Annotated in this window: 18 protein-coding genes; 9 read left to right on the forward strand and 9 right to left on the reverse strand. The window is 75.2% G+C overall.

The window, feature by feature from the left end:
• The first annotated feature begins 315 nt into the window (after positions 1–315).
• Positions 316–1,602 carry a hypothetical protein gene (locus tag ACIA8Q_RS14595; protein WP_396317239.1) on the forward strand — a complete coding sequence of 429 codons (1,287 nt, stop codon included), beginning with the start codon at positions 316–318 and terminating at the stop codon, positions 1,600–1,602.
• A gap of 111 nt (positions 1,603–1,713) precedes the next feature.
• Here ACIA8Q_RS14595 and ACIA8Q_RS14600 read toward each other — a convergent pair whose 3' ends face one another.
• A complete protein-coding gene (locus ACIA8Q_RS14600; protein ID WP_396317240.1) occupies positions 1,714–3,702 on the reverse strand; it encodes a transglycosylase domain-containing protein in 1,989 nt (662 codons plus the stop codon).
• A gap of 235 nt (positions 3,703–3,937) precedes the next feature.
• Here ACIA8Q_RS14600 and ACIA8Q_RS14605 point away from each other — a divergent pair, with 235 nt between their 5' ends.
• Together ACIA8Q_RS14605 and ACIA8Q_RS14610 are read left to right on the forward strand one after the other, a co-directional pair.
• On the forward strand, positions 3,938–4,603 hold the full coding sequence (locus ACIA8Q_RS14605) for a hypothetical protein (RefSeq protein WP_396317241.1): 666 nt from the start codon (positions 3,938–3,940) through the stop codon (positions 4,601–4,603).
• Between the two features lie 183 nt (positions 4,604–4,786).
• A complete protein-coding gene (locus ACIA8Q_RS14610; RefSeq protein ID WP_396317242.1) occupies positions 4,787–5,674 on the forward strand; it encodes a LysR family transcriptional regulator in 888 nt (295 codons plus the stop codon).
• A 41-nt stretch (positions 5,675–5,715) separates the two neighbouring features.
• On the opposite strand, the gene lysA is transcribed toward ACIA8Q_RS14610, so the two are convergent.
• A complete protein-coding gene (lysA, locus tag ACIA8Q_RS14615; protein ID WP_396317243.1) occupies positions 5,716–7,071 on the reverse strand; it encodes a diaminopimelate decarboxylase in 1,356 nt (451 codons plus the stop codon).
• 155 nt (positions 7,072–7,226) lie between these two features.
• Entirely contained in the window at positions 7,227–7,418 is a 192-nt protein-coding gene (locus tag ACIA8Q_RS14620) for a hypothetical protein (protein WP_360214873.1), read from the reverse strand.
• Between the two features lie 334 nt (positions 7,419–7,752).
• Here ACIA8Q_RS14620 and ACIA8Q_RS14625 point away from each other — a divergent pair, with 334 nt between their 5' ends.
• The gene (locus ACIA8Q_RS14625) at positions 7,753–8,238 is read left to right on the forward strand and encodes a universal stress protein (protein WP_360214876.1); all 486 of its coding nucleotides are present in this window, start codon (positions 7,753–7,755) and stop codon (positions 8,236–8,238) included.
• A 14-nt stretch (positions 8,239–8,252) separates the two neighbouring features.
• On the opposite strand, the gene ACIA8Q_RS14630 is transcribed toward ACIA8Q_RS14625, so the two are convergent.
• On the reverse strand, positions 8,253–9,062 hold the full coding sequence (locus ACIA8Q_RS14630) for an FAD binding domain-containing protein (RefSeq protein ID WP_360214879.1): 810 nt from the start codon (positions 9,060–9,062) through the stop codon (positions 8,253–8,255).
• 470 nt (positions 9,063–9,532) lie between these two features.
• Here ACIA8Q_RS14630 and ACIA8Q_RS14635 point away from each other — a divergent pair, with 470 nt between their 5' ends.
• A complete protein-coding gene (locus tag ACIA8Q_RS14635; protein ID WP_396317244.1) occupies positions 9,533–9,997 on the forward strand; it encodes a hypothetical protein in 465 nt (154 codons plus the stop codon).
• Here ACIA8Q_RS14635 and ACIA8Q_RS14640 read toward each other — a convergent pair.
• Positions 9,985–10,614 (reverse strand): hypothetical protein, encoded by a 630-nt coding sequence (locus ACIA8Q_RS14640; protein ID WP_396317245.1) that lies wholly within the window; start codon positions 10,612–10,614, stop codon positions 9,985–9,987. The genes ACIA8Q_RS14635 and ACIA8Q_RS14640 overlap by 13 nt on opposite strands.
• 280 nt (positions 10,615–10,894) lie before the next feature.
• Between ACIA8Q_RS14640 and ACIA8Q_RS14645 the strand changes: the two genes are divergently transcribed.
• Positions 10,895–12,313 (forward strand): APC family permease, encoded by a 1,419-nt coding sequence (locus tag ACIA8Q_RS14645; protein WP_360214888.1) that lies wholly within the window; start codon positions 10,895–10,897, stop codon positions 12,311–12,313.
• A 55-nt stretch (positions 12,314–12,368) separates the two neighbouring features.
• Positions 12,369–14,006 (forward strand): amidohydrolase, encoded by a 1,638-nt coding sequence (locus ACIA8Q_RS14650; RefSeq protein WP_360214891.1) that lies wholly within the window; start codon positions 12,369–12,371, stop codon positions 14,004–14,006.
• Between the two features lie 110 nt (positions 14,007–14,116).
• On the opposite strand, the gene ACIA8Q_RS14655 is transcribed toward ACIA8Q_RS14650, so the two are convergent.
• The 4 genes from ACIA8Q_RS14655 to nirB form a co-directional block, all read right to left on the reverse strand.
• The gene (locus tag ACIA8Q_RS14655; RefSeq protein WP_360214894.1) at positions 14,117–14,698 is read right to left on the reverse strand and encodes a hypothetical protein; all 582 of its coding nucleotides are present in this window, start codon (positions 14,696–14,698) and stop codon (positions 14,117–14,119) included.
• Between the two features lie 117 nt (positions 14,699–14,815).
• Positions 14,816–16,147 carry an MFS transporter gene (locus ACIA8Q_RS14660; protein ID WP_360214897.1) on the reverse strand — a complete coding sequence of 444 codons (1,332 nt, stop codon included), beginning with the start codon at positions 16,145–16,147 and terminating at the stop codon, positions 14,816–14,818.
• Positions 16,144–16,518 carry a nitrite reductase small subunit NirD gene (gene nirD, locus ACIA8Q_RS14665; protein ID WP_360214900.1) on the reverse strand — a complete coding sequence of 125 codons (375 nt, stop codon included), beginning with the start codon at positions 16,516–16,518 and terminating at the stop codon, positions 16,144–16,146. The genes ACIA8Q_RS14660 and nirD overlap by 4 nt, the downstream gene beginning before the upstream one ends.
• Positions 16,515–19,124, reverse strand: coding sequence for a nitrite reductase large subunit NirB (nirB, locus tag ACIA8Q_RS14670; RefSeq protein ID WP_360214903.1), 2,610 nt, complete (start codon positions 19,122–19,124; stop codon positions 16,515–16,517). The genes nirD and nirB overlap by 4 nt, the downstream gene beginning before the upstream one ends.
• A gap of 191 nt (positions 19,125–19,315) precedes the next feature.
• On the opposite strand from nirB, the gene ACIA8Q_RS14675 reads away from it, so the two are divergent.
• The gene (locus ACIA8Q_RS14675; protein WP_360214906.1) at positions 19,316–20,437 is read left to right on the forward strand and encodes a uroporphyrinogen-III synthase; all 1,122 of its coding nucleotides are present in this window, start codon (positions 19,316–19,318) and stop codon (positions 20,435–20,437) included.
• Positions 20,437–21,141, forward strand: coding sequence for a sirohydrochlorin chelatase (locus ACIA8Q_RS14680; protein WP_360214909.1), 705 nt, complete (start codon positions 20,437–20,439; stop codon positions 21,139–21,141). Before ACIA8Q_RS14675 ends, ACIA8Q_RS14680 begins: the two co-directional genes overlap by 1 nt.
• Positions 21,142–21,254 lie beyond the last annotated feature (113 nt).

Genomic DNA, 21,254 nt, shown 5'->3' on the forward strand with positions numbered 1-21,254 from the left:
GGCATCGCGGAAGCCCGGGTTCGATTTGAACGTTCAAACACACAAAAGAAACCAGAACCAAACAGGTTCGAACGGGCGGGTCACAGCAAACGCCCACCCTCCCCGCGCCGTCAAGACCCCGGCACGCGGAGAACCGGCTCCGAAACCGTTCCGTTATCCGCCCGCTCCGACCCCGGCGAATCCCCTGACAACCCGAACGAGGCCCCAGGTGATCTTCATCAGTGACAGGTCGACGTATTCGAACTACAGCTGACGCAGCGTCAAACCCGTGGTGCAGGAACTCGGGACCGCGGCGTCGGGGAAGCGGAGGACAGTGTGCGGACCGCCCGTGGCGTGGCCGCCCTGCTGGCGGTGGGGGTCCTCGCGGCCCTCTCCCTGGCCGCGGACGGCTCCGGCCCGCAGGACAGACCCGCCGAGGCAGGGGCCGCCGAGACCGCCGGGGCCGAAACCTCTGCCGCGGACGGCCCGGCCGGGGGCGCCGGGGCCGCAGCGGCCACGCCGTCCGGGCCACCCGCCCCCACACCGGCCTGGGACGGCCGGGTCAGGGTGCTCGGCGACGGCTCCACCTCCGACACCGGCCCCCAGCCCGGGCCGCTCAAGCCCGAGAAGCTGAAACCCGGCGAGAAGCCCCCGCAGTTCGTGGTCTTCTCCTGGGACGGCGCCCTGGAGGGCGACGACCACCTGTTCTCCCGCTTCCGCAGGCTCGGTGCGGAGAACAACGCCCGGATGACCTTCTTCCTCAGCGGCATCTACACCCTGCCGAAGGCCAAGCGCACCCTGTACCACCCGCCGCGGCACGACCCCGGCACCGCCTCCATCGACTTCGCCACCGACGGCCACATCAAGGACACCCTGGAGCAACTGCGCCTCGCCTGGCAGGAGGGCAACGAGATCGGCACGCACTTCAACGGGCACTTCTGCAACGCCAAGGGCGGAAAGGACTGGACCACCGAGGAGTGGCGGAGCGAGCTCGACCAGGCCGTCTCCTTCGTCACCCACTGGAAGACCAACACCGGCCTCAAGAACCTCCCGGCGCTGCCCTTCGACTACACCAAGGAGCTCGTCGGCGGCCGGGCCCCCTGCCTGGAGGGTCAGCAGGCGCTGCTCCCGGCCGAGAAGGCCATGGGTTTCCGGTACGACGCCAGCTCACCGGGCGAGTTCCAGGTCTGGCCCGGAAAGAAGGAGGGCCTCTGGAACTTCCCGCTCCAGCTGCTGCCCTACCCAGGCCGGTCGGCCCAGGGCCTCTCGATGGACTTCAACTTCCTCGCCGGCCAGTCCGGGAACACCTCCGAGGGCGACCCCAGGAAGTACGCCGCCTGGGAGAAGGAGACCAGGGACAGCTACCTCAGCGGCTTCGAACGGGTCTACAACGGCAGCCGGGCCCCGCTCTTCATCGGGAACCACTTCGAGACCTGGAACGGCGGCATCTACATGCAGGCCGTCGAGGACGTGATGAGGAGCGTCTGCAGACGCGACGGCGTCCGCTGCGTCTCCTTCCGCGAGGTCGCCGACTGGCTGGACGCCCAGGACCCCAAGGTGCTCGACAAGCTGCGCCGGCTGGACCCGGGGCAGCCCGGGGACTGGTCACGGCCGACCCGCTGACCCCGCTGTGGTGGCCGTGGTGCCGGCGCCACGGCCACCACGGCCCGCGACGGGCCTGCGACGGCGGGGGCGCCACCGGACCGCCGCCCGCCGCGGCCGGTCACCACCGCCCTACCGGCCGCCGGTCGCCCTGGTGTACGAGGTCCAGATCCGGCCCGGCAGCACGGAGTCCGGGGTGTCCGGGGCGGCACCGCCCACCCCCTCCAGGGAGAGCAGCTTCATGTCCTTCAGGTCCGCCCGGAAGACCGTCACCGCCGTGGACGTCCGCCCGTCGTAACCGACCCACCACCCGGCGGTGCGGTCCGGCGTGGTGCCGGGCTTCCCGGCCAGGTCGGGCCCGGCCTCCGCCGCCGGGCGGGCGCTCCCGGTGCGCACCGCGCCCTTGAGCGCCGCGTCCACCTCCCCCGCGGCGGCCGCGGGCAGCGCCCGCACCGGCGCCGGCAGGCGCAGCGCGAGCGGTTCGCCGTTGCGGGTGATCCGCAGCACCGAGTACGGGTCCGTCCGGCTGCCGCCCCCGGCGAAGGCGGTGTAGGCGCCCGCGGTCCGGATCGCGCTCGGGGTGGAGTTCCCGGCCGCGAAGGCCGGCACCAAGTCCCCCATGCTGCCCGGCAGCAGGCCCAGGTCAACGGCGGTGCGCTGCACCTGCTCCAGGCCGACGTCCATCCCGAGCTGCACCAGCGGCCCGTCGACGGACTGCTCCACCGCGTTCCTGAGGGTCACCGTGCCCCAGTCCCGGCCGCCCTCGTTCACGGTCCTCACGATCTTGCCGTCGCTGCCCCAGTACGGCCCCTCCGGGGTCATCACCTTGACGCCGTTGTCGCCGTCGTAGGTCGTCGTGGGCAGCACCGGGGTGCGGGCGCCGCCCCGGCGGCGCTGCACGCCCTGGCTGAGCCCCGCCGCGTACACCAGCGGCGTGAAGGCCGAACCCACCGGCACCGTCGTGGCGTTGGCGTTGTCGAAGCCCTGCTTGAGGTAGTCGGGGCCGCCGTACAGCGCGACCATCCTCCCGTCCAGGGCCACCGAGGCAGCACCGACCCGCAGCAGCCGGTCGGCCTCCCGGCGGCCGGGGTCGACGCCGCTGGTGGCGTCCTGCACGGCCGCGGCCAGGGCATCGACCCGCGGCTTCTCGAAAGTGGTGAAGACCTGGTGGCCGCCGAGGTCGAACTGGGCCGCGGTGATGTCGGCGTGGCTCTCCGCGTAGCTCCTGGCCATGTCCACCAGGTAGCCGATCTGGCCGCTCAGCCCCGCCGCCCTCGGCTGCGGCCTCGGCTCGGGGAAGACCGTGTACCGGGCGCGTTCGGCGGCGGAGAGCCGGCCGACCTCGACCATCCGGTCCAGGATCCAGGACCACCTGTCCTCGGCCCGGCGGCGGTTGTCCGCGCCGATCGCCGGATCGAACTGCCCGGCCCCGTTCAGCACGGCGGCCAGGAACGCCCCCTCGCTCGGATCGAGCTCCGAGACGTCCTTGCCGTAGTACGCGGCCGCGGCCCGCTCGATGCCGTAACTGCCGCGCCCGAACCAGCTGGTGTTCAGGTACCCGGCCAGGATGTCCTGCTTGCTCATCCGGTGGTCCAGCTTGATCGCGATGACCATCTCGCGCGCCTTGCGGGACACGTCCTGGCGCTGGTTCAGGTAGATGTTCTTGACGTACTGCTGGGTGATCGTCGAGCCGCCCTGGGTGTCGCCGCCCGAGACCATCTGCACGACCGCGCGGCCGATGCCGGTGAGCGAGATCCCCGGATCCTCGTAGAAGGTCTCGTTCTCGGCCGCCAGCACGGCCCACTGCACCGGCTCCGGCACCCGGTCCAGCGGCACCTCCTGCCGGTTGATCTGGCCCACCCGCGCCATCTCGGTGCCGTCCGCCCAGTAGTAGACGTTGTTCTGCTGGGTCGCGAAGGAGTTCAGGTCCTCCGGGACGGCCGTCCGGACGAAGAACCAGGCCACCAGCCCGACCGGCGCCGCCGCCGCGGCCCCCGACACCAGGAGCAGCAGCCGCCAGGACGGCAGCCAGCGGCGCACCCCGCGCCGCCCGCGGCGCGGGTAGTCGATCCACCGACGCCGCCCGGACGTCCCGTCCCCGCCGGCCCGATCAGCACGCACAATCCCGCCTCCGACTCACTCGTGGGCATACAGACCCCCCGCAGGGACAGATGCGGTGGGGGCCCGTGCAGGGAAGCCGGGATTCGGTGTGATCATGGTCATACCGAGCGGGGCCGCCGGCCGCCGCACCGGTGCGCGCCCACCGGACAGTCCGAGGGCGGGCCGTCCCGCGCGGGGAGCTCGAGCACACCGCGGGGGTCGAGCACCCTCGCCGCAGCAGCACACCGGAGAAGCCGTGAAACTGTCCGTCGCCGTCCACCGGGCCCGCCTGGGAGCCGACGAGTTCCGGGTCGTCCGGCCCGCCCGGCCGCCGGCCCGCGCCCTGCTCGTCGACCACGACCGGTACCTGGGCGCGTACCTCGACCACACCGCCGCCCTGACCGTCGCCGGACTGTGGCTGCTCGCCGCCCGCTCACCGCGCTCGCTGATCCACCTGCCGCTGCGGGCCAACCGCCCGCCGGCCGGGGCGGAACCGGACGGCGCCGGCCGGTACCTCGACCTTGTCCTCCTGCACCACTCGCTGCGGTTCGCCCCCGCGCGCTGGAAGCAGCTGCGCGGCCGCCTCGGCCCCGGCCGCCCCGGGACCGCGGACCTGCCCGAGGCGGACCACGACGCCGGCACGGAGCCCGACTTCGCGGCCCGGCACCACCGGGAGAACCGCGACCTGTTCCACCAGCACCTCCACGCCGAGACGCTGTTCATGACCGGCAGCGCCAAGGTCTTCCGGGAGACGGCACGGCACTTCCTCGACGTCGCCCGCGAGGGCCCGGTCCACGCGCCGCTCCACCCGGGACGCCCGCACTACTGCACGGAACTGCACACCAACGACGGCGTCCTCGGCAACGCCCGCGAGATCCACATCGAGTACTGCGACGCCTGGGACGCCCCGGGCAAGGCCTGAACGGCCGACCGGGGGCGCCGCGCGGCGGGCCCGGCCGGCCGGGGACCCGACCACGTCGGCTTCCCCCGTGGAGAAGCGGTTCTGACCCCTCGACAGCCGGCCGGGCAGGAGAAACGATCACCGTATACTTCTGCGGCCCCGGCGGCCGCCGGGCCGGCGGGAGGGGGCACCGGGAGGGGCGTCATGGAGCTTCGGGAGATCGAGATCTTCCTGACGCTGGCCGAGGAACTGCACTTCGGCCGGACCGCGGAACGGGTCCGGCTCTCCCAGGCCCGGGTCAGCCAGGCCATCAGGACGCAGGAGCGGCGCATCGGCGCCCCCCTGTTCGAGCGCACCAGCCGCACCGTGCGCCTGACCGCCGTCGGGCGCCAGCTGCGCGACGACCTGCAACCGGTCTACGCGGGCCTGCACGCGTCCCTGGACCGCGCCCGGCTGGCCGCGCGCGGCGCCACCGGCCGGCTCCGCGTCGGCATGATGCCGTTCAACGTCGTCGACCTGCACGGCTACTGGAAGGAGTTCCGCCGGCGGCACCCGCAGTGGGAGCTGGAGGTCCGCCAGCTGGTGTACCTCGATCCGTTCGGCCGGCTCCGGGACGGCGACCTGGACGTCCTCGTGGTCTGGCTGCCCGTGGAGGAACCGGACTTCACCGTCGGCCCGGTCCTGCTGACGGACCCCCGGATCCTCGCCGTGTCCGCCGACCACGAGCTCGCCGACCGGACCACCGCGCGGCTGGACATGTTCGCCGACTTCCAGCACGCCATGCCGCCCGCGATGCCGGACTACTGGGAGGACGGCTACCTGCCCTTCCACACCTCCCGGGGCCGGGCGATCGAGCGCGGCGAGCCGGTGACCAACGCGGAGGAGCTGATCAACCGGGTCGGCATGGGCGAGATCGTCCACGGCTTCCCCAGCCACGTCACCCGGCACTGGGGCATGCCGAACATCCGCTGGATACCCGTCCCCGACCTGGCGACCCTCTCCTACGCGCTGGTCTGGCGGACCGCGTCGGAGAACGAGGCGATCCGCGCGCTCGCCGACACCGTCCGCGACCTCGGCACGCACCGTTTCTGATGCTCCGTCAACGACTGCCCCCGGGTCGCTGTGGCCGCGGGTCAGCGGCCGACCTCCCGGGCGCGGAAGTCCTCCACGGTCTCGCGGCGGATCAGCAGCCGCGCCCGGCCGTCCTTCACCGCCGCCACCGCCGGACGGCCCACCAGGTTGTAGCCGGAGGCCATGGACAGCTGGTACGCGCCCGCCGCGGGCACCGCCAGCAGGTCCCCCGGCCGCAGGTCGGCGGGCAGGACGGCGTCCCGCACCAGCACGTCGCCGGCCTCGCAGTGCCGGCCCACCACGTCCACCCGGGCCTCCCCGGCCGTCGACCGCCGCCCCACCAGCCGCACGCTGTACGGCGATCCGTACAGCGCCGGGCGCGGGTTGTCGCTCATGCCGCCGTCCACCGCCGCGAAGCAGCGGCCGTCCGCCGTGTGCTTCACCGACAGCACCCGGTAGACCGCCACCGCGGCCGGCCCGACCAGTGCCCGGCCCGGCTCGACGACCAGGCGCGGCACCGCCAGGCCGGCCCCGGCGCAGCGCAGCGCCAGCCGCTCCGTCACCCGGGCGGCGAAGTCCGCGACGTCCAGTTCCGCGTCCCCGGGCAGGTAGCGGATGCCGTGGCCGCCGCCGAGGTCCAGCTCGGGCAGGACGACGCCGTGCCGCTCCCGCACCTCGGCGAGCAGCCGCACCAGGGCGTCCACCGCCTCCAGGTAGGGCTCCACCGCGGTGATCTGCGAGCCCAGGTGACAGTGCAGGCCGACGAGTTCGAGCCCGGGCTGGTCCAGGACCCGGGCGATCGCCCCGGCCGCGTCGCCACCGTCCACCGGGAAGCCGAACTTCTGCCCGCCGACGCCCGTCCGCACCGCCGGGTGGTGCCCGGCCGCGATCCCGGGCACCACCCGGACCAGCACGCGCTGCGGGGCGTCGGCGGCGACCAGCGCCGCCAGCCGGGCGATCTCCGCCGGTCCGTCGATGACGATCCGGCCGACCCGCAGCCGCCGTGCCAGCCGCAGCTCCTCCGGCGACTTGGCGTTGCCGTGCAGCAGGATCCGCTGCGGGGGGAAGCCGGCCGAGGCGGCCAGCCAGAGCTCGCCGGAGGAGCAGACGTCGAGGCCCAGGCCCTCCTCGGCGACCCAGTCGGCCATCGCGCTGCACAGGAAGGCCTTCGCCGCGTACAGCACCTCGGCGTGCGGCAGCGCCCGGCGGTAGGCCCGGGCCCGGGAACGGACCTCGGCCTCGTCCAGCACGTACAGCGGGGTGCCGAACCGCTCGGCGGCCTCGGCCAGTCCGACTCCGCCGACCAGCACCTCGCCACCCGGGCCGGACCGCGCCGAGGCCGGCCAGGGGCCGCCGAGGCCCTCGGCGGCCGTCGCGGGGGCGGGGGTGGGGACGGCCGGGGTGCTGAGCTGGGTCATGACGGCTGCTCCTGTGGGTGTGGTGCCGGTGGCGCGCGGTCGGGTCGGTGCTCGGGGCTGTCCTCGACGGGCGTCGACGGTGCTGGTCGGTCCCACCTGGCCCCGCCTGGCCCCGCCTGGCGCGGACGGTGCCGGTCGGTCCTCGACGGTGCCGGTCAGTCCTCGACGTGCATGGCGAACCGGCAGTGCGCCGGCCGGGTGCGGTCGTGGCCGCCCTCCGGCCCGACGCCCGGCGCGGGGGACGGCTCGGGCGGCTCGGGCCGGTCCCGGCGGCCGGTGACGGGCAGCAGGCGGACGGGGCGCCCCAGCGGCGCGTCGGTGTCGGCGGTGGTGGTCGCGGTGGTCATGGTGCGGTCCCTTCGGATGGCGGCCGTGCGGCCGGGCTCCTCCAGTGGAGACCCTCCGCGCACCGGCCGCACCCGTCCTTGACGCAGGGCCTACGCCCCGGCCGCCGACCTTGACGCCGCCCTGACACCGGCCGGGTCGGGACGGGACGGACCGGCACCGGCCCGTGCCGCGGGCCGCCCGGGCGTGTGCGGGCCCCGGCGTCAGCAGTCCGTCAGGAGGTGTGCGGCGGGCGTCATGGTGGTGTCAACAGCGGTACGGACGGGCGGGTTCCGGGGTTCACTGGAGTCATCCGAAACGGGGAGTGCGGCACCGGACAGACGGAGGCGAACGGCCATGACCGGGACCACCCGAGTGATCGTCGGCCTGAACGGGTCACTGAGCAGCCTGGCCGCCCTCTACCACGCCGTCGGGGAGGCGGCCCGCGCGCGGGCGCTGCTGGTGCCCGTCGCCGCGTGGACGGCGGGCGAGCGGGGCGACCTCCGGGGGCGCGACGAGCTGGAGCACGCCGCGCGGCGGCGGCTGGACGTGGCCTTCGAGCAGGCCTACGGCGGCTACCCGTCCGGGGTGGTCGTCCACCCGCTGGTGGTCGACGCCGAGCCGGGGCCCGCGCTGGTCGGCGCCGTCACCGGGGCGGACGACCTGCTCGTCCTCGGCGCCGCCACCCGCCGCCGCCTGGAGCGCCTGCGGCACGGCTCGGTGGCCCGGTACTGCCGGCACCGCGCGGGCTGCCGGGTCGTCGAGGTGGCGCCGTCCGCGCTGCTGACCCGGCTCGAGCTCCCGGCCCGCAACGGCGCGCCGCTCCCGCTGCCGGCCCGCTGACACCCGAGCACGCCCTAGGCCAGTTCGGCGCGGATCTGCTCCGCGAAGCGGAAGGTCATGTGGCGCCGCCAGGCGGGCAGCCCGTGGATGTCGTCGAAGTACTCCTCCGCCCGGATGCCGTCCCGGACGGCCTCCTCGACGGCCGCGGCGTTGGGCCGGGGCGGGAACCAGAGCCGGATCGGGCGCACGGTGGAGGCGGTCACGGTGATGGTCAGCGAGCCGTCCACCGGGTCGACGGTGCCGATCAGCAGGGCGCCGGACCGCCCCAGCCCGTAGAGCGAGGCCTGCCGGAACGCCGTCCGGCTCTCCAGTGCGCGGGCGGGCAGCGTGATCGAGCGCAGCAGCTCGCCCGGCCGCAGGTCCTTGACGCCGGCTCCGGTGACGAACTCGGCCACCGGGACGCTGCGTTGCTCACCGGACGGGGCCCGCAGCAGGCAGCGCCCGTCCAGGGCGGCGGTCAGCGAGATCATCGGCCCGGCGGGCAGCCCGTTGCAGAGGTTGCCGCCGACGGTGGCCATGTTCCAGATCTTCCAGGAGGCGAGGAACGCCCGGCAGCACTGCTCGAACAGCGGCGCGGCCGGCCGGTCCAGCGTCTCGGCGAAGCGGGACAGTTGGGCGATCGTGCAGGTCGCGGCGATCTCCAGGCCGCCCTCGGGGGTGGGGGCGAGCGGCTCCCAGCCCGTCCGGCCGAGGTCGATCAGCCGGCGGATGTGCGGCTGCGACTCGGAGAACAGGTAGGTGCCGCCGCCGAGCCAGGCGTCGCCGGGCCGCCAGGTGCCGCCGCGGCGGGCGTCACGCACCTCCGCCACCGTGTTCAGATCCATGTCGCTGCACCGTCCCCGGCCGGTCGATTTCCTTCGGTAGGCCGATTGAAGCCGGGCCGGCCCGCTGGCACGAGTGGGCACCCGCACCAGTCGCGCCCGTCGCGACCTGGTCGATCGTCCAGCGGGCCGGTCCGACCGGGCTCGAACTTCGACAGCCGTGTCGAAGTTCGCCGACGGGCCGGGCTATGCTGTCCGGAGCCTGGGAGGAAGCACCCGCCCCGTCGACGAACGCGCCCGCGCGGCGCGCCCGACCGGAAGGAGGCGAGACGCATGGACACCAGCAGTCCGGGCCGCCGGCACCGCCGACCCCGCTCCGGAAGCCCCGAGTCCGCCTCTCCCAGACGGTGAACCGGCCCTCCGCGCAACCAGCCTGACGCCACGTCACAACCAGGGCCCCGCGGGCTCCGCCACGCCGCCCACGGCCGCCCTCACCCCACCCCGGTCCGCACAGCCGCGGAATGAGGCACCCCATGACGACGTCCCGGCCCTACCCGCGCCCCGGCGAGGCCGCGGTCCTGCTCACCGTCCTCGCCCTGCTCGTCGCCGAGGAGCTCGCCCTCGGCCTCGCCGAGGAGGAGGACCGCCCAGTCATCCACGCCATCCTGATCGGCGCCTCCGGCTCCGGCCTGCTCGCCGTCGGCGCCGTCCTGCTCGGCCGCTGGCTCGACGCCCGCCGGCCGCTCCCGCTCCCGCCGCCCGGCCCCAACGGCCGCGAGTACAGCGCCGAGGCGCTGCACGACTTCCCGATGGACGCCGTCCGGCCCCTCCTGCTCTGCCCGCACGCGCCCCAGCTGGGCCAGCTGTACTCGGCCTGGATGCTCGCCCGGACCGGCCGCAGCGCCCCCTGGATCGCCCGCCGGCTCGCCGTCCCGCTGGACGCCGCCCACCTGCTGGTCGACACCGCCCGGGGCCGCGGGCCCGGTCAGCGCCGCTGACCGGGCGCCCCCGCGTTCACCTGCGCGAGCAGGAACGGCATCAGTCCGCGTTCGGCCAGCGCGGCCCGCCAGGCGTCCCGCGCCGAGGCCAACTCGCCCACGCCGCCGGGCTCCTGGCCGGCCTCGCCCGCACCGGAGCGCGAGGCCGCCCCCAGCAGCCCGAACCCGCCCACCGCCAGCGCCACCGCCGCCACCCCGGCCGCGACCCACCCGGCGCCCACCAGCGCGTGCCCCAGCACCTCCACGTCCTCGTCGAGCCCCAGGACGTACCCGAGCAGCAACAGGACCCCGGCGGCCGCCCCGGCCACCACCGGCACGATCACCGCCAGCACCCCCCACCACCCGGCGACCCGCCCCCGCTCCGGGCCGTCCACCGGGAGCCGCGCCACCGCATCGGCGTCCGCGCGCAGCGCCGCGTACCGCTCGTACTCCGGGGCCGCGGCCGCCAGGACGAACTCCGCGTTCTCCCGGGCGCTGCGCCGCAGCCGCTCGACCCCGCCCGCCTCGCCGCCCGCCGCCCGCAGGGCCGCCCGCACCTGCGGCCCGGCGAGCACCCGGCCCAGCACCGTCTCGAAGTCGGCCCGGTCCTGCTGCGGCAGTCGAAGCGGCCTGTCCATGCGCGTCCCCGTTCCCTCTCCAGCTTGTTCTACAGCACTGTAGAACAAGCTGGCGCCCGACAGCAGCCCTGCTCACCCGCCCACCCCGGCGCCCGGCGCCCGGAATCGGGCCCGGCACCCGGGCCGGGGGTTCTTATGACAACGGCATTGACGTGTTTGCGCGGCACCGGTTTCATGACCGCACCCCCCGCACACCCCCCACGACCAAGGCGGTGATCCGTTGGCATCGACGGTGAACGACGAGAGTGCCGGTCCGAGAGCGGACGCGAGCCGTGTCGAGATGCGCAAGTCCATCGGGCTGCTGGACGGGGCGGCGATCGCCGCCTCCAGTACGGCGGCCACCAGCAGCATCGGCATCGGCCTCGGGCTGATGGCCGGCGTGGTCGGTCTGCACCTGCCGGCGATCATGCTGCTGGCCTTCCTGCCGGTGCTGGCCATCGCCGGCGGCTACGGGCGGCTGAACGCCGTCGACCCGGACGCCGGGAGCAGCTACCGCTGGGTGGGCCGCACGCTCAGCCCCTGGCTCGGATTCCTGACCGGCTGGGTGAACACCGTCGGCACGATCGTCTTCATGGCGTACACCACGACCGTCACCGGCTCCGCCGTCATCCAGCTGCTCGACGAGGCGCACCTGCGCAGCGTCGCCGGGCTGCGGCTGGACGCGGACTCCACCGTGCAGTGCACGCTGCTCGGCCTGGTCGTGCTGGTCGGGGCGGCGCTGGTGGCCGTGCGCGGGCTGGACCTCGCCGCCCGGCTGCAGAAGGCGCTGCTGGTCTTCGAGTACGTGGTGCTGATCGGCTTCTGCGGGTACGGGCTGTTCGCCGGCGACCAGCCGTTCTCGCTGCAGTGGTTCAACCCGTTCGACATCCCGTCCTTCGACGCGCTCGCCCAGGGCATGGTGCTCGCGGTGTTCTGCTACTGGGGCTTCGAGTCGGTGTTCAGCGTCGGCGAGGAGGTGCGCGACCCCCGGGACGCCTCGCGCGGCGGCATGGTCGCCCTGGTGGTGATGATGCTGCTGTTCCTGCTCGCCGGAACGGCCTTCCAACGGGTCCTCCCACTGGGCGAGTTGGCCGACAACGGCGCGCACGGGCTGACGTACTTCGGCGCCGCGCTGGCCCGCCAGCCGCTCGCCGCGCTGCCCCTGATCGCCCTGATGTTCTCCGCCGTCGCCTCGCTGCAGTCCTCGGTGATCCCCACCGCCCGCGGGATGTACGCGATGGGCCGCGACGGCGTCCTCGGCCCGGTCTGGACCCGGCTGCACCCGCGGCACGCCACCCCCGCCGTCGGCACCCTGCTGATCACCGGCGTCGCCGCGCTGCTGGCCGTGGCCTCACTGGTCATCCCGACCGTCAACGACCTGATATCCGCCGCCGTCAACGCGATCGGCATCGTCGTCGCCCTCTACTACGCGCTGACCGCCGTGGCCGCGGCCGTCCGCTTCCGCCACCTGCTGCGGGCCGGCGTGGGCGAGGCGCTGCGGGCGGTGGTCGGTCCGCTGCTGGGCGCCGCGGCGCTGCTCGCCGTCGGCGGCTACCTCGCCTGGTCGTTCTACGACTCCGCCGACCACTTCGAACTGGCCGCCGACAACGGGTGGTTCGAGCTGACGGTGACGGCGTTGATGGTCGTCACCGGGCTGCCGGCCGCGGCCTGGGCCCGCTGGCGGCGCCGCTCGCCGTACTTCCTGCGCGACGCGGGCTGACGCCCGGCGGCCGCCGGACGCCCCACCCTGATCCCCCGAGAACGGAGCACCACCCATGACCGATGCCGATCTGGTCTTCACCCACGGCCCGATCCACACCGGTGACGCCGCCCGCACCCGGGCGACCAGCCTGGCCGTGACCGGACAGCGGATCACCGCCGTCGGCCACGACGAGGTCCGGCAGCTGATCGGGCCGGGCACGGAGGTCGTGGACCTCACCGGCCGGCTGCTGCTGCCGGGCTTCCAGGACGCGCACGTCCACGCGGTCTACGGCGGCTCCGAGCTGGCCGGCTGCGACCTCACCGGCACCGTCGGCGTCGCCGACTACCTGGAGCGGATCCGCGCCTACGCCGAGGCCAACCCGGAGCAGGCCTGGATCACCGGCAGCGGCTGGTCGATGGAGAGCTTCGACGGCGGCCTGCCGAGCCGCCGGCTGCTGGACTCGGTCGTCCCGGACCGCCCGGTGTACCTCACCAACCGCGACCACCACGGCGCCTGGGCGAACACCCGCGCCCTGGAGCTCGCCGGCGTCACCCGGGACACCCCCGACCCGGCGGACGGGCGGATCGAGCGCGAGGCCGACGGCACCCCGGGCGGCACCCTGCAGGAAGGCGCCACCGCGCTCGTCGCCAGGCTGGTCCCGCCGTCCACCGCCGCCGACCGGCTCGCCGGGCTGCTGCGCGCGCAGCGGCTGCTGCACTCGCTGGGCATCACCGGCTGGCAGGACGCGCTGCTCGGCGAGTTCAACGGGCAGCCCGACCCGTCCGACGCCTACCTGGCCGCCGCCCGGGCCGGCACGCTCACCGCCCGGGTCACCGGGGCGCTCTGGTGGGACCGCGAACGGGGATCCGAGCAGATCCCCGAACTCGTGGCCCGCCGCAGCGAACTGAGCCACGGCCGGTTCCGGGCCGGCTCGGTGAAGATCATGCAGGACGGCATCGCGGAGAACTTCACCGCCGCGATGACCAGCCCGTACCTGGACGGCTGCGGCTGCGCCACCGCCAACTCCGGCCTCAGCTTCGTGGATCCGCTCGCCCTGCGCGGCCACGTCACCGAGCTGGACGCCCTCGGCTTCCAGGTGCACTTCCACGCCCTCGGCGACCGGGCGGTGCGCGAGGCGCTGGACGCGGTCGAGGCCGCCCGCGCGGCCAACGGGTGGCGGGACACCCGGCACCACCTCGCCCATCTGCAGGTGGTCCACCCGCAGGACGTCGACCGCTTCGCGCGGCTCGGCGCGATCGCCAACATCCAGCCGCTGTGGGCCGCCCACGAGCCGCAGATGGACGAACTGACGATCCCGTTCCTCGGCCCGGAGCGCGCCGCCTGGCAGTACCCGTTCGGCGCGCTGCAACGCGCGGGGGCGACCCTGGCCGCGGGCAGCGACTGGCCGGTGAGCAGCCCGGACCCGCTGGCCGGCCTGCACGTGGCCGTCAACCGGATGGAGCCGGGGGCCTCCGACGGCCGGGTCTTCCTGCCCGAGCAGCGCCTCGACCTGGCCTCCGCGATCGCCGCCTACACGGCCGGGTCTGCGCACGTGAACGGCCACGACGACGCGGGCGTCCTCGCGGCCGGGCGGCTCGCCGACCTGGTGGTCCTCGACCGGGACATCCTCACCGCCCCGGCCGCGGAGATCGCCGACGCCCGGGTCCTGCGCACCTACGTGGGCGGGGAGTTGGTCCACGCGGCGGACTGACGAGCCGCCCCGGCCGCTTCTCGCCCGCCGCTCCCGCCTCCGGCCGCACCCCGGGCACGCCGCCGGCCGCCACCCGCACGTCGGGTGGCGGCCGGGGCGGTCCGGCGGGGTCAGGAGGCCGGCGCCGGGGCGACGGCGAGGTTCACCGCGCGCGCGTCGGCGGAGGCCGGCGGCGTGGAGCCGATGTCGGCGACCGTGGCGATCACCGTCGCGGGTGCGCCCGGGATCCAGTTGACCGTCTTGGACTGGACGATCAGCTGCCGCTGCTGCGGCGTCCCGTCGCAGACGACGTCGGCCTCGGCCGTCCGACTGGAGCCGAAGGCGATCGAGGAGGAGTCCTCCGGGTCCTTCTGCTCCACCGAGACGGTCAGCGAGCGGGCCCCGCCGGCGACCCCGCAGAGGTAGCCGACGTTGAAGCGGACCCGGCCGGGGATCTTCGGGTCGATCAGGACGTCGCCGATGGTGACCGCCGTGGCGGGCGGCACCGGGTCCGTGACCGGCACCGGGTCGGTCGGTGCCGGGTCCGTCGGCCCCGGGTCGGTCGGCGCCGAGGGATCGGCGACCGGCACCGTGACGGGCGCCGCGGCGGCCGGGTCGGAGCCGGGATCGGGGTCGGCGGCCAGGGCCGGCGCCGTGAGGCCGGTGAGGGCCGTGGTGAGAACCGTCAGGACGAGCCACCGCTGCACTGCCAACCTCCCGGATCCGAGGACGTGTTGCGGCCGACGCTAGCCTCCCGGCCGTCGGCCCGCGCGCCGAGCCGTCCGGTCGTCGCACGGACGGCCCAGCGGCCCCGGGGCGGGCCACGGACCTCAGCGCCGGCGCAGCCACACCGCCCAGGTGAGCACCGAGCATCCCAGGTACGCCGCGAGGAAGCCCAGGTAGGCGGCGTCCCCGTTGTGGCTGGCCAGGAAGGACTGCCGGAACGCCAGGTTCACCAGGACGCCCCCGAAGGCCCCCACCGCGCCCGCGAGGCCGATCAGCGCGCCGGCGCGGCGCCGGGAGTCGGCCTCGGCGGCCGCCGGGTCGGCCCCGGCCGCGACCGCCGCCCGCGCGAGGGCCTGGTAGTGGGCGGGGATCATCTTGTACGTCGAGCCGTTGCCGATGCCGCTGAGCACGAACAGGGCGATGAACCCGCCGAGGAACAGCGGCAGCGAGCCGGCCCGGGAGGCGGTGATCACCACGGCCGTCCCGGCGCCCATGGCCGCGAAGGTGGCGAGGGTGACCCGGGCGCCGCCGAAGCGGTCCGCGAGCCGCCCGCCGACCGGGCGCAGCAGCGAACCCAGCAGCGGCCCGAGGAAGGTGAGCGCGGCGGCCTTGACCGGGGTGTCGAAGCGCGCGTGGAACTGCACCTGGAGCACCTGCCCGAAGGCGAAGCCGAAGCCGATGAAGGAGCCGAAGGTGCCGATGTAGAGGGTGGAGACGGCCCAGCCGTACGGGTCGCGGGCGACCTCGCGCAGCGCCCGGCCCTCCCCCGCCGGGGAGACGGCGAGGTTGTCCATCCGCCACCACGCCCCGGCCGCGGCGAGCACGATCAGCGGCAGGTAGATCAGCGGCAGCAGCCGCGGGTGGGCGGCGCCGGCGGTGGCCAGCACGAGGAGGCCGAGCAGTTGGACGGCCGGGACGCCGAGGTTGCCGCCGCCGGCGTTGACGCCGAGCGCCCAGCCCTTGAGCCGGTGCGGGTAGAAGGCGTTGATGTTGGCCATCGAGGAGGCGAAGTTGCCGCCGCCGACGCCGGCCACGCAGGCCACCGCGAGCAGCGTCCCGTAGGAGACCCCGGGTTCCAGCACCAGGGCGGCGAGCGCGGCGGGGACGAGCAGCAGCAGTGCGCTGACCACCGTCCAGTTGCGCCCGCCGAAGCGGGCGACGGCGAAGGCGTAGGGCAGCCGCAGCAGGGCGCCGAGCGCGGTCGGCAGCGCGGTGAGGGTGAACTTGCCCGCGGTGTCGATGTGGTACTCGGGCCCGAGGAACAGCACGAGGACCGACCACAGGCTCCACACCGAGAAGCCGATGTGCTCGGAGAGGACGGAGAAGACCAGGTTGCGCCGGGCGATCCGGGCCCCGGCACGGGCCCAGAACTCCTCGTCCTCCGGATCCCAACCGCTGAGCGCTGCGGGCTGTCTGACGTCGGCGACGGTGGTCATGCCGCCTCTCCTTCCGGGGCGAGTCCATCCGGGGCGATCCGTACCGGCCAGCGGCGCAGGACGGCGGGAGCGCCGTCGGGGGCGGTGTCCTCGTCCAGGCAGCGGCCGTCGGTGAGATCGTAGACCTGCTTGTACATCGGCGAGATGAGGGTCGGCCGGTCGCCGCGGCTGCCGAGCAGACCGCGGGAGAGCACCTGCGCACCGCTGAACGGGTCGAGGTTGTCGACGGCGTACAGCGTGCCGGCGGCGTCGCGGAACAGCGCGATCTGTCCTGCGGCGGGGAGCAACACGGCCACTCCGCGGCCGGGTTGCAGGTCCTCCAGGGCGCAGGCGGTCCGCCAGGCGGTACCGTCGTGGATCTGTACGGTCACGGGGTGACCACCTCCAGTCGGGCCCCGGCGATCAGGACCGGGGCGGTGAGGGTCTGTCCGGCCTCGCCGGGGCGGGCGGGGCGGATCTGGCCGCGTTCGGGGACGAAGGTCACCGCGGGGTCGGGGGTGCCCGGGGCGTTGACGAAGGAGGAGAAGCGACGCATCCGGTCGGGATCGGCGAGGGTCTGCGCCCATTCGTCCTGGTAGGCGCCGACATGACGGGCCATCAGGTCGTCCAGCTCGGCGGCGATGCCGAGCGAGTCGTCGAGGACGACGGCCCGCAGGTGGTCGAGGCCGCCCTCCAGTCGCTCCAGCCAGACCGAGGTGCGTTCCAGCCGGTCGGCGGTGCGGATGTAGAACATCAGGTAGCGGTCGATGGTGCGGATGAGGGTCTCGCGGTCGAGGTCCGCGGCGAGCAGGTCGGCGTGCCGCGGGGTCATGCCGCCGTTGCCGCCGACGTAGAGGTTCCAGCCGGCCGAGGTGGCGATGACGCCGAAGTCCTTGCTCTGGGCCTCGGCGCACTCCCGGGCACAGCCGGAGACGGCGGACTTGAGCTTGTGCGGGGAACGCAACCCCCGGTAGCGGAGCTCCAGTTCGATGGCGAGGGCGGTGGAGTCCTGCACCCCGTAGCGGCACCAGGTCTCGCCGACGCAGGACTTCACGGTGCGCAGCGCCTTGCCGTAGGCGTGGCCCGACTCGAAGCCGGCGTCGACCAGCCTGCTCCAGATGACCGGGAGCTGGTCCACGGTGGCGCCGAAGAGGTCGATCCGCTGTCCGCCGGTGATCTTGGTGTAGAGGCCGAAGTCCCGGGCGATCTCGCCGATCACGATCAGGCCCTCGGGGGTGATCTCGCCGCCGGGCACCCGGGGCACCACCGAGTAGGAGCCGTTGCGCTGGAGGTTGGCCAGGAAGTGGTCGTTGGAGTCCTGCAGGGCGCCCTGCTCGCCGTCCAGGATGTGGCCGTTGCCGAGGCTGGCCAGGATCGAGGCGACGGTGGGCTTGCAGACCTCGCAGCCCTCACCGGAGCCGTGGCGGTCGCGCAGCTCCGAGAAGGTCGTGGCGCCGGTGACCCTGGCGATCTCGTACAACTCGGCGCGGGTGTGGGCGAAGTGCTCACAGAGCCCCTTGGCGGTGCTGACGCCTGCGGCCTCCAGCTCCTCGGTGACGACGGTGCCGAGCTGCTTGAGGCAGCTGCCGCAGCCGGTGCCGGCCCGGGTGCACTTCTTGACCGCGGCGACGCCGTCGCAGCCCTGCTCGCGGACGGCCGCGCGGACGGCGCCCTGGGTGACGTTGTGGCAGGAGCAGAGCACCGCGTCGTCGGGCAGCGCCACCGGGCCCGCGGCGCCGAACCCGGCCGGCAGCACGAGCTGTTCGGGGGCGACGGTGAGCGGCTTGCCGGCCACCGCGAGCGGGCGCAGGGTGCCGTAGGCGTCGGTGTCGCCGACCAGGACGCCGCCGAGCAGCGCGCCGTCCGCGCCGATGACGAGCTTGCGGTAGACCCCGCTGCGGCTGTCGCTGTACAGCACGTCGAGCGCGCCCTCGGCGCTGCCGTGCGGGTCGCCGAAGCTGGCCACGTCGACGCCGAGCAGCTTCAGCTTGGTGGAGGTGTCGGCGCCGGTGAAGCCCTCGCCGAGCCGCCCGGCGCCCTCGCCGTCGAGCTCCGCCAGGGTGCGGGCCGCGGTCTCGGCCATCTGGTAGCCGGGGGCGACCAGGCCGTACACCCGGCCGTCGGCGGCCTGGGCGCACTCGCCGACGGCGAGGACGGCCGGGTCGGCGGTGCGGCAGTGCGCGTCGACGACGACGCCGCCGCGCTCGCCGACCGGCAGGCCGCAGTCGCGGGCCAGCTGGTCACGGGCGCGCACCCCGGCCGAGAACACCACCAGCCCGGCGGCGAGTTCCCGCCCGTCGGAGAGGGCCAGGCCGCGCACCCGCCCGTCCGGGCCGGTCAGCACGGCGCTCGCGCCGGCGCCGGTGTGGACCGTCACGCCGAGGTCCTCGATCTTGCGGCGCAGCACCGCGCCGCCGCCGTCGTCGACCTGCACGGCCATCAGACGGGGCGCGAACTCGACCACGTGGGTGGCCAGTCCGCCGGCCCGCAGGGCTCCGGCCGCCTCCAGTCCGAGCAGCCCGCCGCCGACCACCACGCCGGTGCCGGCCGTGGCCGCGTCCTCCCGGATCGCGGCCACGTCCTCGACGGTGCGGTAGACGTGGCAGCCCGGGGCGTCCTTGCCGGGCACCGGTGGCACGAACGGCACGGATCCGGTGGCCAGTACCAGCGCGTCGTAGCGGACGGTCGCGCCGGAGCGGGTGGTGACGGTCCGTGCCGTCCGGTCGATCGCGGTGACCGGGTCGCCCAGGCGCAGGTCGACGCCGTGCTCGGCGACGAAGCCGTCCGGGCAGAGCGAGAGGTCCTCGGGGGTGCTGCCGTCGAACAGCGAGCTGAGGTGGACCCGGTCGTAGGCGGGCCGGGGCTCCTCGGCGAGCACCGTGACCCGCCAGCCGCGTGCCGCGGGCTGCTCCGTCCAGGCTTCCAGGAAGCGCTGGCCGACCATGCCGTGGCCGACGAGGACGAGGTCCCGGATCCGGTCGTGGGTGCTTGTCGTCATGCCGGAAATCTGACCGCCCGCTGTTTCCGGTCCGGGTCACGGGTGTTGCGGGCGCGGTACGCCTCGCTCACGGCGCCCGGGCCACCGGGTGCGCTCCCGGACATCCGCCGTAACCGGAGCCCTGGTTTCGCTTACCTGTGGGTGACGGCCGGGCAACGCCCCCGTAACACGCGCACCGCACGCTTCCCGGCATGGCAACCCTCACCCAGCCAGGACCGCTCACCGGCTTCACCGTCGGGGTCACCGCGGCGCGCCGCCGCGAGGAGCTCAGCGCCCTGCTCAGCCGGCGCGGCGCCCAGGTGGTCGAGGCCCCGGTGCTGCGCATCCTCCCCCTCGCGGACGACCTCGCCCTGCGCGCGGCCACCGACCGCTGCCTGGCCGGCCCGCTCGACTACGTCGTCGCCACCACCGGCGTCGGCTGGCGCGGCTGGATGAGCGCCGCGGAGGGCTGGGGCCGGGGCGCGGAGCTCGCCCTGGCCTGCCGGGGCGCGGTCGTGCTCAGCCGTGGCCCCAAGGCCACCGGCGCGGTGCGCGCCAGCGGGCTCGACGAGGGCTACTCCCCCGGCACCGAGGCCACCGACGAACTGCTCACCTGGCTGCTCGCCCGCCCGCTCGCCGGGCGCCGGATCGCCGTCCAGGAGCACGGCGTGCGCCTGGACTCCTTCGCCGCCGCGCTGCGCGAACGCGGCGCCGAGGTCATCTCCGTCCCGGTCTACCGGTGGGCGCAGCCCGAGGACCCGGGCGCGGTGCGGCGCCTGCTCGACCAGACCGTCCGCCGGCAGGTGCACGCGCTCACCTTCACCAGCGCCCCCGCCATCACCGCCCTGCTGGCCACCGCGGAGACCGAGGGCCTGTACGAGGCACTGGTCGACGCCCTGCGCACCGACGTCCTGCCGGTCTGCGTCGGCGCCCTGTGCGCCCGGCCGCTCACCGACCTCGGCCTGCCCGCCGTCCACCCCGAACGCGGCCGGCTCGGCTCGCTGGTCCGGCTGCTGGCCGACACCCTGCCCAACCGCGGCAGGCGCGAACTCGCCCTGTCCGGAACGGTCCTGACGCTGCAGGGAAACGCCGCCCTGGTCGACGGCGAGAGCCACTGGCTCAGCCCGCGCGGCGCCGCCGTCCTGCGCGCCCTCGCCGAACGGCCCGGCCGCGTCCTCAGCCGCGCCGAGCTGCTGCGCGCCGCCTGGCCGGACGCCACCGCCGACGAGCACGCCGTGGAGGCCGCCGTCGGCCGGCTGCGGGCCGCGCTCGGGCCGCACGCCGCCCTGATCCGCACCGTCCCCAAGCGCGGCTACCGCCTGGCGGCGGGCTGATGCCGCCCGTCCTGCTCGCCGTCGCCCACGGCAGCCGGGACCCGGTGGCCGCCGCCTCGACCCGGTCCCTGCTCCGGCTGGTCCGCGCCCTCCGGCCCGGACTGACCGTCCGCTGCTGCTTCCTGGACCTCGCCCGCCCCTCGCTCGGCGACGCCCTCGCCCGGCTCTCCGGTGCGCGGCCGATCCTCGTCCCGCTCCTCCTCGGCACCGGCCACCACGTGCGGGTCGACCTGCCCGCGGCCCTGGCCGGCGCCCGTCTGCCGCTCTCCCACCTCGCCCCCGCGCTCGGCCCCCACCCGCTGCTCGCCGACGCCCTCGCCGACCGCCTCGCCGAGGCCGGCGCCCCGCCCGGCGCCCCGGTGGTCCTCGCCGGCGCCGGCTCCACCGACCCGACCGCCCTCGCCGACACCGCCCGGATGGCCCGGTTGCTCGCCGCCCGCCTCGGCGGCACCGTCACCCCCGCCCACCTCTCCGCCGCCGAGCCCACCCCGCACCGGGCCGTCGCCGCCCTCCGGGAGGCCGGTCACCCCCGCACCGCGCTCGCCAGCTACCTGCTCGCCCCCGGCTTCTTCGCCCGCCGCGCCGCCACCACCGCCGCGACCTGGACCAGCGCTCCGCTGTCCGCCCACCCGGCCGTCGCCCGCCTCGTGCTGCACCGCTACGACGAGGCCCGGGAGGCGGCGGCGCTGCGCCCGGCGGCCTGAGCGGCCTGGCCGTCCGCCCGCCCGGGCGACGCACCACGGCCCGGGCCCGGGCCGCCACCGGAGCGTGCGACGGCCCGCCGCGCTGCTGCGCGCGACGGGCCGGGGGGCCGGGG

Origin of the sequence: Kitasatospora sp. NPDC051705, from assembly GCF_044453265.1 — a bacterium.
Taxonomy (GTDB): Bacteria; Actinomycetota; Actinomycetes; order Streptomycetales; family Streptomycetaceae; genus Kitasatospora.

Excerpts from the sequence above, each read along its gene's own strand:
- ACIA8Q_RS14650 (WP_360214891.1), top strand. The coding sequence starts at position 12,369 with ATGACCGATGCCGATCTGGTCTTCACCCACGGCCCGATCCACACCGGT.
- ACIA8Q_RS14680 (WP_360214909.1), top strand. The coding sequence starts at position 20,437 with ATGCCGCCCGTCCTGCTCGCCGTCGCCCACGGCAGCCGGGACCCGGTG.
- ACIA8Q_RS14675 (WP_360214906.1), top strand. The coding sequence starts at position 19,316 with ATGGCAACCCTCACCCAGCCAGGACCGCTCACCGGCTTCACCGTCGGG.
- nirB (WP_360214903.1), bottom strand. The coding sequence starts at position 19,124 with ATGACGACAAGCACCCACGACCGGATCCGGGACCTCGTCCTCGTCGGC.
- lysA (WP_396317243.1), bottom strand. The coding sequence starts at position 7,071 with ATGACCCAGCTCAGCACCCCGGCCGTCCCCACCCCCGCCCCCGCGACG.
- ACIA8Q_RS14635 (WP_396317244.1), top strand. The coding sequence starts at position 9,533 with ATGACGACGTCCCGGCCCTACCCGCGCCCCGGCGAGGCCGCGGTCCTG.
- ACIA8Q_RS14625 (WP_360214876.1), top strand. The coding sequence starts at position 7,753 with ATGACCGGGACCACCCGAGTGATCGTCGGCCTGAACGGGTCACTGAGC.
- ACIA8Q_RS14660 (WP_360214897.1), bottom strand. The coding sequence starts at position 16,147 with ATGACCACCGTCGCCGACGTCAGACAGCCCGCAGCGCTCAGCGGTTGG.
- ACIA8Q_RS14630 (WP_360214879.1), bottom strand. The coding sequence starts at position 9,062 with ATGGATCTGAACACGGTGGCGGAGGTGCGTGACGCCCGCCGCGGCGGC.
- ACIA8Q_RS14620 (WP_360214873.1), bottom strand. The coding sequence starts at position 7,418 with ATGACCACCGCGACCACCACCGCCGACACCGACGCGCCGCTGGGGCGC.
- ACIA8Q_RS14645 (WP_360214888.1), top strand. The coding sequence starts at position 10,895 with ATGCGCAAGTCCATCGGGCTGCTGGACGGGGCGGCGATCGCCGCCTCC.
- ACIA8Q_RS14610 (WP_396317242.1), top strand. The coding sequence starts at position 4,787 with ATGGAGCTTCGGGAGATCGAGATCTTCCTGACGCTGGCCGAGGAACTG.
- ACIA8Q_RS14640 (WP_396317245.1), bottom strand. The coding sequence starts at position 10,614 with ATGGACAGGCCGCTTCGACTGCCGCAGCAGGACCGGGCCGACTTCGAG.